We start from the raw sequence: 12,809 nt of genomic DNA, 5'->3' as shown, positions 1-12,809 counted from the left end.
AGACCTCAGAGCACCTGGCGGCGGAAGGCATCCGCGTCGTCGGCGTCCAGGAGGCCCAGGTAGTGCAGCACCTCGTCGCGGGTGTTGCTCATGATCTTGCGCATCAGCGCCTCGGCCGCGTCGGCATCGCTGGCGCGGATCGTCTCGAGCAGCTGCGCGTAGTCTTCGTAGGTCGCGGTGCGCCGCGCCGAACTCTCGTAGTCCGGCGGCGCGGGCTTGACCCACAGCATGCGCCACAGCGCATCGTGCGGCAGATCGCGGTAGGTGGTCTGCAGCACCTTGGGGCTGCGGCAGGCGGCCAGCAGACCCATGGCCACGCGGCCCGTGGCCTGCGCGAAATCGAGCAGCGAGGGTTTCTTCTGCACGGCCAGCTTGCGCAGCTGCGCGAGGCGCGGATCGACCTCGGCGAGGCCGGACTTGTCGGGGTTGCGCGAGAGGTAGCGCACCGCCAGGCCCAGCAGCACGCCGCGCACGTTGAAGATGTCGGCGACCTCGTTGTGCGAGAGATGGCGTACGCGCGCACCACGGCGCGCCTGGATCTCGATCAGGCCCTGGCGTTCGAGGATGCGCAGCGCATCGCGCACGGGCCCGCGGCTGACCGAGAACATCTCGGCCACGGCCTGCTCGCCGACGCGCGCGCCGATGGCATGGCGGCCTTCGAGGATGGCCTGGCCGAGCTGCTTGGCGATCTGCTCGCCGGTGGTGGCGGTGGTGGCCGTCGTCGCCGCGGCGGTCTTCGCGGCCTTGCGCACGGCGCGCCCCGTCGACGTTCCAGCGGCGCTGGACGAGACCTTTGCAGCGGTTTTGGCAGGGGTCTTGCGGGCGTGTGGCATCTCTGACATGCACCTTGGCGCGTTGATTCTAGAAATCCGAGGCGTCCATTGAAACTGTCATTTGTTAACAATTTCGGAGTGTTTTCCCCTATGTCTCGCAGGCCCGCGCGCCGGTCCAATCGAGCAGCCATTCGCACTGGAGACACCACACCATGGGCATGCACCGCATCGAATCCCCCGTCACCGGAAAAGTCTGGAAACTGGAGCGCCAGGTCGGCGACCAGGTTGCCGCCGGCGACACGCTGCTGATCCTCGAGTCCATGAAGATGGAGATCCCGCTGGACGCCACCGCCAACGGCGTGCTGCAGCAGCTGCTGGTCGGCGAAGGCGACGAGGTGCAGGAGAACCAGGTGCTGGTCGTGGTGGCCTCCTGAGGCGCGGCTACTCGCCGAGATACGTATCGGCCGCCGCGGCGGCGGCCGCCGTGCTGGCCAGCGGGCTCAACATCAGCGGCCGGCGCCGCCAGCTGCCCCAGCGGTAATAGGCCCAGGCCAGCAGCGCCGAGGTGATGCTGCCGAACGGAAAGCTCCACCAGATCGCGGCGCTGCCCAGCCAGGGTTCCAGCCATACCGCGAACGGCACGCGAAACACCCACATCGTGACGATGAAGACCAGCGTGGGCGCCAGCATGGCGCCGTTGGCGCGCACCACGGCGAACAGGCCCATGGTGATGGACAGCGCGATCCAGCCCCACAGCGCGATGAAGTTGATGCGGCGCGCCTGCGCCAGCACTTCGCCATCGGTCCGGATGAACAGGCGCAGCGGCAGGTCGTCGAAGGCCGCGCCCAGCGCATAGATCAGCAGCGTGGCCGTGGTCGAGACGGCCAGGCCGGCCAGGCAGCCGCGCAGCGCGATCTGCTCCACGCGCGGCCAGCGGCCGGCGCCGATGTTCATGGCCGCCATGGCCGACATGGAGGCGGCCAGCGCGTTGCCAGGCACCTGCACATAGGTCCACAGCTGGGCCGCGCCCGCGTAGGCGGCGGCCGTGGTGGCGCCGTAGCGGTTGACCAGGCCCAGCAGCGCGAAGTAGGCACCCTGCGTGACGATGGATTCCAGCGCCATCGGCACGCCGCGCCGCAGCATGAGCAGCAGCAGCGCACGCTCGGGCCGCAGGTGGCGGATGTCGTCGCCGTGCAGCGCGATGGGCAGGCGGCGGCGGTACACGTAGGCCAGCAGCGCGGCCAGCGCGGTGCCAGCGCTGAGCAGGTTGGCCAGGCCCACGCCGGCGATGCCGAAGGCGCGCAGCAGCAGTGGCACCAGCAGCAGCGACAGGCCGATCCAGACCAGCGTGAAGCGGAACGGCGTGCGCGCATCGCCGCTGCCGCGCAGCATCATGACCAGCACCAGGTAGACGAAGATGGCCGGCATCGACAGACAGGTGAAGCGCAGGTGCACGACCGCGTAGGCACGCACCTCGGCAGGTGTACCCAACGCGTCGATCAGCAGCGGCGCCAGCACCCAGCCCGCTGCCGCGACGATGAGCGAAAAGCCGGTGACGAAGGCCAGCGCGCAGCCGGCCACGCGCTTGACGGCATGCAGGTCGCCCGCCCCCAGCGACTGGCCGATGGCCACGCCGGCAGCCGTCCCCATGCCCATCACCGCGCCCATCAGCATGAACAGCAGCACGGCGGCGGTGGCCACGGCCGGCAGCGCGCTGGCGCCCAGCAGCTGGCCGACCCACACCGCCGCCCAGGTGCCGGTCGCCGCGTGCAGCAGGTTGGTGGCCAGCAGCGGCAGCGCGAAGCGCATCAGCGTGGGCGCGATCGGCCCGGCAACGAAGCGGCCGGCCAGGCTGTGGCTGGACGCGGTGACGGGGGTGCTCACACGCTGGCGGCGTGGCCCGGGTGTTCCGCCAGCGCTGCCTGCCGGATCTGGCGCTTGAGGATCTTGCCGGACGGCGTGCGCGGCAGCGGCCCGGGCGCCACCCGGACATAGCGCGGGATCTCGAAGCGCGCGAGGTGCTGGGCCAGAAAGGCGCGCAGGGCTTCCACGTCCAGGCCCGGCGCGCCGTACACCGTGGCGCCCACCTCCTCGCCCATGCGTTCGTCGGGCACGGCGTAGACAGCAGCCTCATGCACGTCGGGGTGCAGCAGCAGCGCGGCTTCCACCTGGCCGCAGCCGATGTTTTCGCCACCGCGGATGATGAGGTCCTTGATGCGGTCGACGATGAACAGGAAGCCCTCCTCGTCCAGGTAGGCCACGTCGCCGGTGCGGAACCAGCCACCTTCGAGGAAGGACTGCGCATTGGCCTCCGGCCGGTTCCAGTACCCCGGAAACACCGAGGTGCCACGCACCAGCAGCTCGCCGCGCTCGCCCGCCGGCAGGGCCCGGCCGGTCTCGTCGACGACCTTGAGTTCCAGCACCAGCGCGCAGCGGCCCGCGCTGGCTGGGCGGGCCAGGTAGTCCTCGCCGCCGATGCCGGTGCCGATGGCATTGGTCTCGGTCATGCCCCAGCCCGTGTTGGGCAGGGCCTGGCCGAAGCTCGCGCCGATCTGGCGCACCTGCTCGGGCGCGCGCGGTGCGCCGCCGCCGCCCACGGTGAGCAGCGTGGCCAGGCTGTGCCTGTTCTGCCGCGCCACGCGCACGAGGTCGCCGGTCATGGCGGCGGGCGCGTTGATGGAGGTCAGGCGTTCGCGTGCGATGAGCTCGGCCGCCTGCTCGGCGTCCCAGCGGTACATGGCCACCATGCGCCGCTGCATGCGGTAGCCGACCAGGTAGGACGCGTGCAGGCCCGACACGTGGAACAGAGGGATGGCCAGCAGCGTGCCGGGCTGCGGCGGCGGCACGGCCGGCGGCTCCAGGCCGGCCACGCGCTCGGCAACGGCGCGGTCCAGCTCCCAGGACAGCAGGGCCGAGAGGATGTTGCGGTGCGTGGACACCACGCCCTTGGGATGGCCCGTGGAGCCCGAGGTGTAGAGGATGGTGGCGTGGTCGTCGGGCGCGATGTCCGCGGCCGGCATGGGCACATCGTCCAGCGGGTCCGTCAGGGACCGCAGCGCGCGCACGCCGGGCGGCAGTTCGTCGGTGCGCACGGCCAGGCATTGCAGCTGCGGCAGCGCGGCGCGCACCTGCGGCTGCGTGAGCCGCGCCAGACGTTCAGCGTCGGCCAGCACCACCTGGGCGCCGCTGTCCTGCAGGCCGTAGAGCAGCTCGTCGGCCTGCCAGTGGCCGTTCATGGCCACGGCCACGGCGCCGATGCTGGTGATAGCACAGAAGGCCAGCACCCACTCGGGGTAGTTGCGCATGGCAATCGCCACGCGCTCGCCGGGCCGCACGCCGCAGCCGTGCACCAGCACATGGCCGATGCGGCTGGCGGCAGCCCAGGCCTCGCGGAACGTCATGCGCTCGTCCTGGTACACCAGGAACGGCAGGTCGCTCGCGGTGTCCTCGTACAGCGCGCGCAGCGATGCTGGGGCATTGGCGAACACGCGCACGCGGCGGCCCAGCGCGGTGGCCTCTTCCAGCGCATAGGGCATGCCGGGCGCGGTCAGCGTGGCGATGGCCTCGGCGCGGGTGGTGGGCTGGGCCATGTCAGCGGCCGTTGAACACGGGTTCGCGCTTGGCCACGAAGGCCTTGGTGGCCTCGCGGTGGTCCTCGGTCTGGCCGCAGTGCACGTGGTGCGTGGCCTCCAGGTCCATGCAGTCGTCGACCTCGCCGGCCAGCGCGCGGTTGAGGTTTTCCTTCATGTAGCGGTAGGCCACGGTGGGGCCGGTGGCCAGGCGCAGCGCGAGCGCGCGCGTGCGTTCGGCCAGTTCCTCGGGCGCGCAGACCCAGTTCGTGAGGCCCAGGCGCAGGGCCTCGTCGGCGCCCACGCGCTCGGACAGGAAGTACAGCTCGCGCGCCTTGGCCGTGCCCACCAGTTGGGTGAGGAAGTAGCTTCCGCCATAGTCGCCCGAGAAGCCGACCTTGGCGAAGGCCGTGGTCATGACGGCGGTGCTGGCCATGATGCGCAGGTCGCAGGCCAGGGCCAGCGCGAGGCCGGCGCCAGCGGCTGCGCCCGGCAGCGCGGCCACGGTGGGTTTGGGCATCTTGAACAGCTTGCCGGCCGTGGCGCGCTGGTTCACGCGCTGGCGGTGGATGGCCTGGTCGATGGTCTGCGCGCCCACCGTGCCGTCGCCGCTGGCGGCCATGCCCTTGACGTCGCCGCCCGCGCAAAAGCCCTTGCCCGCGCCCGTCAGCACGATGCAGCGCACGGCATGGTTGAACTCGGCCAGCGCCAGCTGCTCCTGCAGGGCGGTGTTCATGGCGCGGCTCATGGCGTTGCGCGCGTCGGGGCGGTTCATGGTCAGCGTCAGCACGCCGGCGTCCAGTTGGGCCAGCAGCTCGGGGGTGCCGGTGTCGATCACGGTGGGTTCGGACATGGGAAGGCTCCTGATGGAATTCAGTGGTGGCGAAAGCTGGCGTTGGAGACGACGGTCTTGTCGCCCACCCGCCCTTCGAAGACCAGTTGGCCGGGGCCGTCGTGCCAGCCGACGATGCGCAGGCTGTCACCTGGGTAGACCGGCGACGAGAAGCGCAGGCCCAGCGACTGGAAGCGCGCCGCGTCGCCACCGCACAGCGCGCCCAGCAGCAGCTGGCCGCAGTGGCCGTAGGTGCACAGGCCGTGCAGGATGGGCTGCTCGAAGCCGCCGAATTTGGCTGCGTCTGGCGCGATGTGCAGCGGGTTGTAGTCGCCCGAGAGCCGGTAGATGTGGGCCTGGTTGGCGGGGATGGTCACCGAGAGGTCAAGGTCGGGCGCGCGCTCGGGCACGCTGCGCTTGGTCGAGCGCGCGATGCCGGCGCCCTCGAAGGGTTCGATGTCGCCCAGCGCCGCCACGCCGCGCCGGAACGAACCGCTGACCATGCGCACGCAGACCTGGCCGCTGGCATCGATGACCTCGGCCTCGACCTCGGCGAAGGCCGCGCCGCGCGGGCGCGGGTGCACGGACAGCAGCCGCGCGCGCACCTGCACCTGGCCCTCGGTGGGCAATGGGGCCAGCTGCTCCAGATAACGTTCGGCGTCCAGCATCAGCGGGCCCGGCGAATTCGGGATGGCTTCCGTGTCGAGCTTCAGGCCGGCCGCGCCCCAGCGGATCGCGAAGGTGGGAAACACGGCGAACTGCGGGTGCTGCTCGTAGACATGGCGCAGGTCGCTGCAGCCGATGCCCACGGCGTACAGCAGCACGTCGCGCTGCGTGTAGGCGATGGCCACCGGATCGCTCCAGGGGCCGGGTTGGTCGTCGGGCAGCAGGGCGCGCGGGCGGTAGGTGGGCATGGGCTTGTCTCCGTTGATGTTGTTCAGGCTTGCTGCGCCCACTGCCAGGCACGCCGCGCACGCGGTGCGGCGCTGGCGCCGGCCGCCCTGGCCTGGGCGCTGGATGCCGTGCCGGCCTCCACGCGCTTGGCGATGCCCTGGGCGATGGCGGCCAGGCGGAACAGGTTGTAGGCCATGTAGAACGACCAGTCCTGCCGCAGCACCTCGGGCGTGGTGAGCCCGCTGCTCTCGCAGTACATGGCCATGTAGGTATCGAGCGTGGGGATGCCCAGCGCGGCCAGGTCCAGCCCCTCCAGCCCGCGCTGCGTGGACGGCTCCACATGCCAGACCAGGCAGTGGTAGCTGAAGTCCGCGAGCGGGTGGCCCAGCGTGGACAGCTCCCAGTCCAGCACGGCCAGCACGCGCGGCTCGGTGGGGTGGAAGATCATGTTGTCGAGCCGGTAGTCGCCGTGGACGATGCAGGCCTGCTCGTCGCGGCCGCTGGCCGGGATGTGGGCCGGCAGCCAGTCCATCAGCGCGTCCATCTCGGGGATGGGCGTGGTGATGGAGGCCTGGTACTGCTTGCCCCAGCGGCCGATCTGGCGCTCCAGGTAGTTGCCAGGCTTGCCGTAGCCCGCCAGGCCGCGCTCGGCGAAGGGCACACGGTGCAGCGCGGCGATCACGCGGTTCATCTCGGCGTAGTGGGCGGCGCGCTCGGCCGGAGCCATGCCGGGCAGGGCCGGGTCCCAGAGCACGCGCCCCTCCACATGCTCCATGATGAAGAACACGCGGCCGATGACGGCCTCGTCGCTGCACAGCGCGAGCATGCGCGCCACCGGCACGCCGCTGCCGTGCAGGGCCTGCATCACGGTGTACTCGCGCTCGACGGCGTGGGCGCTGGGCAGCAGCTTGGCCGCGGGGCCGGGCTTGGCGCGCATCACGTAGCGCTGGGTGGGGGTGGTGATGCTGTAGGTGGGGTTGGATTGGCCGCCGGGGAATTTGCTGACGGTCATGGGGCCGGTGAAGCCGGGGACGTTCTGCGCGAGCCAGGTCTGCAGCGTGGCTTCGTCGAAGCCGTGGTCGGTCGGTGTGGAGGTGGTGTCGGTCATGTCGGTTGTCGGTGGAGCGCCGCGGCCGAGCGCAGCGATGGCCCGTGTGTGACCCCGCTCCCACCCCTGTGCCCACGCCGAGGAGCGCAGTGGCCTGGGCGGCGCGGGGAACCTCGCGTTTCAACATCTGACTCATTGCACTTGTTCGAGCTGAACGAACGCAGTGAGTGGTGCGAGTTGTGCAATGCGCCCAGGCCGCGAGCACCGCAGGTTGCCCGGAGCGCTAGCGGAGGGACGGGGGCACCGGGGCCGCCTTCTCTTTGGTTACTTTCTCTTGGCGGAGCAAGAGAAAGTGACTGCACTGCCGGGGGCATATCCCGGTCCCTGAGGCTTGGTTTGAAGCAGTGGGTTCTATGCACACTACTTGCTGATCGGCGTTCGGAGGTGGGGCTATCCACCCCACACCCGGACTTACTTTTCTTGTCTCGCCAAGAAAAGTAAGCAAAAGAAGGCGACCCCGGTGCCCCTGTCCCTCCGCTGGCGCTCCGGGCAACCTGCGGTGCTCGCGCCATGGGCTGCATTGCGCAACTCGCACCGTTCACTGCGTTCACTACGCTCGAACAAGCGCAATGAGTCAGATGTTGAAGCGCGAGGTTCCCCGCGCAGCCCATGGCACTGCGCTCCTCGGCAGGGGCACAGGGGGAAGTCCCACACGGGCCATCGCTGCGCTCGGCCTGGGATCCGGGCCATCGCTTCGCTCGGCCTCGGGGCGCAGTGGGTCGCCTCATCAGTGGTAGGCCTCCAGCGCCTCGTCCAGCGTGCGTTCCAGGTCGTTCGCCGTGGCGCAATGGCGCATGCTGGTGCAGTAAGGCCTGTACTGGAGCATCGCGCTGTCGCCCGTGCCCCAGCGCCCCTCCGCCTCGGGGCACAGCCACACCACACGCTTGGCACGGCCCGCCAGTTCGGCGAAGAGATCGATCCGTGGATCCGAGCCGTTGCTGCGCCCGTCGCCGAGCACGATCACCGTGGTGCGGCGGTCGATCGCGTCCCAATGCCGGTCGTGCAGGTCCACCCAGGCCTGGCCGTAGTCGGTGGAGCCGTTGCCGACCTCCTTGAGGATCAGCGCCATCGCGTCATCGAAGGGCAGCTTCTCCAGCGGCTCGGCCACGTCCTGCAGGCGGTTGGAGAAGGCAAAGCTGCGCAGATCGCCCACGGCGTCGTGCAGCGCGTAGAGGAACAGCAGCAGGAAGCGCACATGGGAGGCCACCGAGCCCGAGACGTCGCAGACCGCCACGATGCGCGGCTTGTCGCGGCGGCGGTGCTTGAAGGCCAGGGTGACGGGCACGCCGTCGTGGCCGGCGTTGGCGCGCATGGTGCGGCGCAGGTCCAGCTGGCCGCGCAGCTCCACGCGCTGGCGGCGTGCGTGGCGCGCCGCCAGCTTGCGCGCCATGCGCGCGACGGCCGCCTTCATGCGCTCCATCTCGGCCGGCGCCATGCGGCCCAGCGCGCGCGTGACCACCACCTCGGTCATGAAGGCCTCGGTGGCGGGCTTGCCGAAGACCGCGTAGCGCTGCTGCACGACGGCGCGGGCCTGGCGGCGCAGCTGGTCGCGCGCCATCTCCAGGGCCTGCACCTCGGCCTGGGCCTCGGGGTCGGCGCGCTGTGCGGCCAGCCGGGCTTCGAGCGGCGCAATGCCCAGCGCCTCCAGCATCTGGCGCGCGTAGTAGCCGGTCTGCGTGGCAAAGCGGATCTCGTCCACGCCGGCGCTGGCGGCGGCACGTGCGAGCGCAGCAGCCAGGGGGTCGCCACCCTGCCCGTCCGCGCCGGGCTGGGCCAGGTCGAGTAGCGCATCGACCTCGGCATCGCCCGTGCGCAGCTGCGCAGCCGCCTGCTCCATGGCCACCGGCTGCGGCCGGCCGAAATAGAGGTCGAAGACCTCGTCGTGGATCTGCTTCTCGTCCTCGGACTTGGCCAGCACCAGGCCCAGCGCGGCCTTGAGGCCGGCGCGGTCGGCATAGCCCACGAGCGCCAGCGCGCGTGCCGCGTCGATGGTCTCGGCCGTGGACGCCTCGGCCCCCGCGGCCCGCAGCGCGCGCACGAAGCCGGCGAGGATGCTGTCCATCAGCCGGCGGCCAGCGCGGCCTGGGTCATCTTCGCCAGCCGGCCGTCGACCTCGCGCACATCGGTCTCGCGCTTGAGCAGCACGCCCAGCGTGTCGCGCACCGTCTGCTCGTCGAGCACGCTAGCGTGCAACAACATCAGCGTGCGCGCCCAGTCCACCGACTCGGCGATGGACGGCGGCTTGCGAATGTTGTCGGCCCGCAGCGCCTGCACGAAGGCCACGAGCTGGGCCAGCAGTTGGCCCTGGATGCCCGGCACGCGTGCGCGCAGCACGCGCTGCTCCAGCGCCGCATCGGGAAAACCGATGTGCAGATGCAGGCAGCGGCGCTTGAGCGCGTCGCCGAGTTCGCGCGTGTTGTTCGATGTGAGGATGACCAGCGGCGGCACCTCGGCGCGGATGGTGCCGATCTCGGGGATGGTGACCTGGTAGTCGGCCAGCACCTCCAGCAGCAGGGCCTCGAAGGACTCCTCGGACTTGTCGATCTCGTCGATCAGCAGCACGCTTCCGCCGGGCTGCTCCATGGCCTGCAGCAGCGGGCGCGGCTCCAGGAACTCGCGCGAGAAGAACAGGTCCTGGAAGCCCGCGAGCTTCTTGAACGCGCCGTCCAGCGTGTCGGCGTCGTCCACCAAGAGGCCGATCTTCTCCTTGAGGATCTGCGTGTAGAGCAGCTGCTTGCCGTACTTCCATTCGTACAGCGCCTTGCTGTCGTCCAGGCCCTCGTAGCACTGCAGGCGCAGCAGTTCGAACTGCAGGGCGCGCGCGGCCGAGACCGCCAGTTCGGTCTTTCCCACGCCGGCGGGGCCTTCGATCAGCACCGGCTTGCGCAGGTGGTGGGCCAGGTAGAGCGCGGTGGCGATGGGGCGCGAGGCGATGTAGCCCACGCCTTCGAGCAGGGCGGTGACGCTGTCCACGGACGCGAGGCCCGCTGGCGTGCTGGGGGGAAGTGCTGCGTTCATCCGATGAGTATGGAAGCCCCCCAGGGCGCGGACAGTCCAGCCGGGGACAGCCGCGTCTAGGGTTTTCCTTGGGTCAGAGCTTGAGAGGCAATTGATTGGGCTCACGACGTGGTGCCCGCAGCCGCTGGGCAAGGCGCGTCGCGCGGCCCATATCGAGATATGGGCAAGCGGCGCAACGCCGCCCGGCGACTGCGGGTGCCGCGGCCCACAGGGCAAGACCCCGCGCTCCATCATTCGTCCGCCAACCGACACTTGCCGGGGTCTTGCGTGAGCCCAAGCGATCGCCTCTCAAGCTCTTAGTCCAGGGCGGCGAAGCGCTCCAGGTGGTGGTCGGCGTCGCCGAAGCGCTGGCCGGCCATGGTCAGGCGGCGAAAGCTGTGCGAGACCTTCAGCTCCTCGGTCATGCCCATGCCGCCGTGCAGCTGCACCGACTCCTGGCTGATGAGCCGGGCCGCGTCGGCGATCTTGACCTTGGCGGCCGAGACCGCGCGGCGGCGCTGCTCGGCATCGACCGCGCCATCGACGCGCGCCGCGGCCAGGATGGCCATGGAACGCGCCTGCTCCAGCGTGATCAGCATCTCCACCATGCGGTGCTGCAGCACCTGGAACGAGGCGATGGGCGTGCCGAACTGCTTGCGCGTCTTGGTGTACTCCAGCGTGGCCTCGTGGGCGTAGCGCATGGCGCCGATGGCGTCGGCGCATTGCAGCGCGCAGGCGAAGTCCAGCGCCTCGTCGAGCTGCGGCTGGGCCGCGCCCTCGGCACCCAGCAGCGCATCGGCGCCGAGTTGCACGGAGCGCAAGGCCACGTCGGCCACGCGCAGGCCGTCCACCGTGCGGCTGGGGTTCAGCGTCACGCCGGCCGCGCGTGGGTCGACGATGAAGAGGCTGGTGCCGCCCTCGGTGCGGGCCGAGACGATGAGGCGTGCGGCAGTGGCCGCGCCGACCACCACGCTCTTGGCGCCGTCCAGCACCCAACCGGCACCGTTGCGGCGCGCGGCGGTGGTCTCCGGCGCCTGCGCGTAGCGGCGGCCGGGCTCCAGGTAGGCCAGGGACAGCGCGGCCGTCCCATCGGCCAGGCCCGGCAGCAGGGCCGCGCGCTGCGCCGCACTGGCCGTGCGTGCGAGCAGGCGGCCAGCCACGATGCCGTCCAGCAGGGGCTCGACCACTAGGGCCTCGCCCAGGGCTTCCATGACGGGCATGAGGTCCAGCGCGCCACCGCCGAAGCCGCCATCGGCCTCGGGCAGCGCAATGGCCGTGAGCCCCATCTCGGCGAAGGCGCGCCAGGCGGCCTCGCTCTGTCCCTGCGGGGATGCGATCACGGCCTTGCGCTGCTCGAAGCCGTAGTGGCTGGCGAGGTACTTGCGCACCGACTCGGAAAGTTGCTGCTGTTCGTCGCTGAGTTCGAAGTTCATGTCGTGTTCCCGCTCACAGCCCCAAGGTCATCTTGGCGATGATGTTGCGCTGGATCTCATTCGACCCGGCGTAGATGCTGGCCTTGCGGTAGTTGAAGTAACGCGGCGCCAGGCGCGAACTCACATGGTCGATGGCACCGCCCTCCTCCGCCTTGAACAGCTGGGCCATGGGGCCGGCGGCCTGCATCATGAGTTCGGTGATCATCTGCTGCACCTCGGTGCCGCGGATCTTGAGCATGGACACGTCGGCACCGGGCGGCTGGCCGCTGCGGCGCATCTTGTCCAGAAAGCGCATGGAGGTCAGCTCCAGCGCGTCGAGCTCGATCTCCACGCGCGAGAGCCGGTCGCGGAAGCGCGGGTCGGCCATGAGCGGCTTGCCATCCTTCTGCTCGCGCCGGGCCAGGGCCTTGAGGGCCGCCAGCTCACGGCGCGAGCCGCCCACATTGCCCGAGCCCATGCGCTCGTGGCCCAGCAGGTACTTGGCCACGGTCCAGCCCTTGTTCTCCTCGTGCACGAGGTTCTGCACGGGCACCGCCACCTCGTCGAAGAACACCTCGTTCACCTCGTGGCCGCCGTCCATGAGGATCAGCGGGCGCACCGTGATGCCGGGCGTCTGCATGTCTATCAGCAGGAAGCTGATGCCGTCCTGGCGCTTTTCGGCCGTGGCGTCGGTGCGCACCAGGCAGAAGATCCAGTCGCCGAAATGGCCCAGCGTGGTCCAGATCTTCTGGCCCGTGACGCGGTAGACATCGCCATCGCGCACGGCGCGCGTCTTGAGCGCGGCCAGGTCCGAGCCCGCGCCGGGCTCCGAATAGCCCTGCACCCAGAAGTCCTGGCCCTCGCGGATGCGCGGCAGGAAATGTTGCTTCTGCTGCGGCGTGCCAAACTTGAGCAGCACCGAAGCGCACATGCTGGGGCCGAAGGACGGCAGCGCCGGCGCGCCGGCCAGGCCGAACTGCTCCTCGTAGAGGTAGCGCTGCGTGATGTCCCAGCCCGTGCCGCCCCACTCCACCGGCCAGTGCGGCACGGCCCAGCCCTTGGCGGCCAGGATGCGGTGCCAGCGCAGGATGTCGTCCTTGCTCAGGCCCTTGTAGTGCGTGACCTTGTCGCGGATGTCGGCGGGTAGGTTGGCGTCCAGCCAGCCGCGCACCTCGTCGCGGAAGGCCAGTTCTTCGGCGGAGTAGTTCAGGTCCATGGGTTCTC

General features: G+C 70.3%; 11 protein-coding genes. 1 reads left to right on the top strand and 10 read right to left on the bottom strand.

The window, feature by feature from the left end; translation table 11 throughout:
* Positions 1 to 5 precede the first annotated feature (5 nt).
* Positions 6 to 752, bottom strand: a complete 747-nt coding sequence (locus ACSQ4M_RS13110; RefSeq protein ID WP_436189955.1) for a GntR family transcriptional regulator — start codon at positions 750 to 752, stop codon at positions 6 to 8.
* A gap of 233 nt (positions 753 to 985) precedes the next feature.
* Here ACSQ4M_RS13110 and ACSQ4M_RS13105 point away from each other — a divergent pair, with 233 nt between their 5' ends.
* The gene (locus tag ACSQ4M_RS13105) at positions 986 to 1,207 is read left to right on the top strand and encodes an acetyl-CoA carboxylase biotin carboxyl carrier protein subunit (RefSeq protein ID WP_436189954.1); all 222 of its coding nucleotides are present in this window, start codon (positions 986 to 988) and stop codon (positions 1,205 to 1,207) included.
* A 7-nt stretch (positions 1,208 to 1,214) separates the two neighbouring features.
* Here the strand turns inward: ACSQ4M_RS13105 and ACSQ4M_RS13100 are convergent, their stop codons facing one another.
* The 9 genes from ACSQ4M_RS13100 to ACSQ4M_RS13060 form a co-directional block, all read right to left on the bottom strand.
* Positions 1,215 to 2,657, bottom strand: a complete 1,443-nt coding sequence (locus tag ACSQ4M_RS13100; RefSeq protein ID WP_436189953.1) for an MATE family efflux transporter — start codon at positions 2,655 to 2,657, stop codon at positions 1,215 to 1,217.
* Positions 2,654 to 4,363, bottom strand: a complete 1,710-nt coding sequence (locus tag ACSQ4M_RS13095; protein ID WP_436189952.1) for a class I adenylate-forming enzyme family protein — start codon at positions 4,361 to 4,363, stop codon at positions 2,654 to 2,656. Before ACSQ4M_RS13095 ends, ACSQ4M_RS13100 begins: the two co-directional genes overlap by 4 nt.
* 1 nt (position 4,364) lies before the next feature.
* Entirely contained in the window at positions 4,365 to 5,195 is an 831-nt protein-coding gene (locus ACSQ4M_RS13090; RefSeq protein WP_436189951.1) for an enoyl-CoA hydratase, read from the bottom strand.
* Positions 5,196 to 5,215: 20 nt separating this feature from the next.
* Complete coding sequence (locus tag ACSQ4M_RS13085) at positions 5,216 to 6,088, bottom strand: MaoC/PaaZ C-terminal domain-containing protein (protein WP_436189950.1); 873 nt, start codon at positions 6,086 to 6,088, stop codon at positions 5,216 to 5,218.
* Between the two features lie 23 nt (positions 6,089 to 6,111).
* On the bottom strand, positions 6,112 to 7,176 hold the full coding sequence (locus tag ACSQ4M_RS13080) for a phosphotransferase family protein (RefSeq protein ID WP_436189949.1): 1,065 nt from the start codon (positions 7,174 to 7,176) through the stop codon (positions 6,112 to 6,114).
* A gap of 727 nt (positions 7,177 to 7,903) precedes the next feature.
* On the bottom strand, positions 7,904 to 9,238 hold the full coding sequence (locus ACSQ4M_RS13075; RefSeq protein ID WP_436189948.1) for a vWA domain-containing protein: 1,335 nt from the start codon (positions 9,236 to 9,238) through the stop codon (positions 7,904 to 7,906).
* Complete coding sequence (locus ACSQ4M_RS13070; RefSeq protein WP_436189947.1) at positions 9,238 to 10,194, bottom strand: AAA family ATPase; 957 nt, start codon at positions 10,192 to 10,194, stop codon at positions 9,238 to 9,240. The genes ACSQ4M_RS13075 and ACSQ4M_RS13070 overlap by 1 nt, the downstream gene beginning before the upstream one ends.
* A gap of 296 nt (positions 10,195 to 10,490) precedes the next feature.
* Complete coding sequence (locus ACSQ4M_RS13065) at positions 10,491 to 11,606, bottom strand: acyl-CoA dehydrogenase family protein (protein ID WP_436189946.1); 1,116 nt, start codon at positions 11,604 to 11,606, stop codon at positions 10,491 to 10,493.
* Positions 11,607 to 11,619: 13 nt separating this feature from the next.
* Positions 11,620 to 12,801 (bottom strand): acyl-CoA dehydrogenase family protein, encoded by a 1,182-nt coding sequence (locus ACSQ4M_RS13060; RefSeq protein ID WP_436189945.1) that lies wholly within the window; start codon positions 12,799 to 12,801, stop codon positions 11,620 to 11,622.
* Positions 12,802 to 12,809: the final 8 nt, after the last annotated feature.

It is taken from the genome of Pseudorhodoferax sp. LjRoot39 (assembly GCF_964253035.1).
In the GTDB taxonomy this organism is placed as follows: domain Bacteria; phylum Pseudomonadota; class Gammaproteobacteria; order Burkholderiales; family Burkholderiaceae_C; genus Pseudorhodoferax.
Note: the sequence above shows the minus strand (reverse complement) of the source record. Positions and strands in the feature narration are given on the sequence as shown.

What these genes read in the sequence shown, in the direction of transcription:
- ACSQ4M_RS13105 (WP_436189954.1), top strand. Translation starts at nt 986, where the DNA reads ATGGGCATGCACCGCATCGAATCCCCCGTCACCGGAAAAGTCTGGAAA.
- ACSQ4M_RS13095 (WP_436189952.1), bottom strand. Translation starts at nt 4,363, where the DNA reads ATGGCCCAGCCCACCACCCGCGCCGAGGCCATCGCCACGCTGACCGCG.
- ACSQ4M_RS13090 (WP_436189951.1), bottom strand. Translation starts at nt 5,195, where the DNA reads ATGTCCGAACCCACCGTGATCGACACCGGCACCCCCGAGCTGCTGGCC.
- ACSQ4M_RS13085 (WP_436189950.1), bottom strand. Translation starts at nt 6,088, where the DNA reads ATGCCCACCTACCGCCCGCGCGCCCTGCTGCCCGACGACCAACCCGGC.
- ACSQ4M_RS13080 (WP_436189949.1), bottom strand. Translation starts at nt 7,176, where the DNA reads ATGACCGACACCACCTCCACACCGACCGACCACGGCTTCGACGAAGCC.
- ACSQ4M_RS13075 (WP_436189948.1), bottom strand. Translation starts at nt 9,238, where the DNA reads ATGGACAGCATCCTCGCCGGCTTCGTGCGCGCGCTGCGGGCCGCGGGG.
- ACSQ4M_RS13070 (WP_436189947.1), bottom strand. Translation starts at nt 10,194, where the DNA reads ATGAACGCAGCACTTCCCCCCAGCACGCCAGCGGGCCTCGCGTCCGTG.
- ACSQ4M_RS13065 (WP_436189946.1), bottom strand. Translation starts at nt 11,606, where the DNA reads ATGAACTTCGAACTCAGCGACGAACAGCAGCAACTTTCCGAGTCGGTG.
- ACSQ4M_RS13060 (WP_436189945.1), bottom strand. Translation starts at nt 12,801, where the DNA reads ATGGACCTGAACTACTCCGCCGAAGAACTGGCCTTCCGCGACGAGGTG.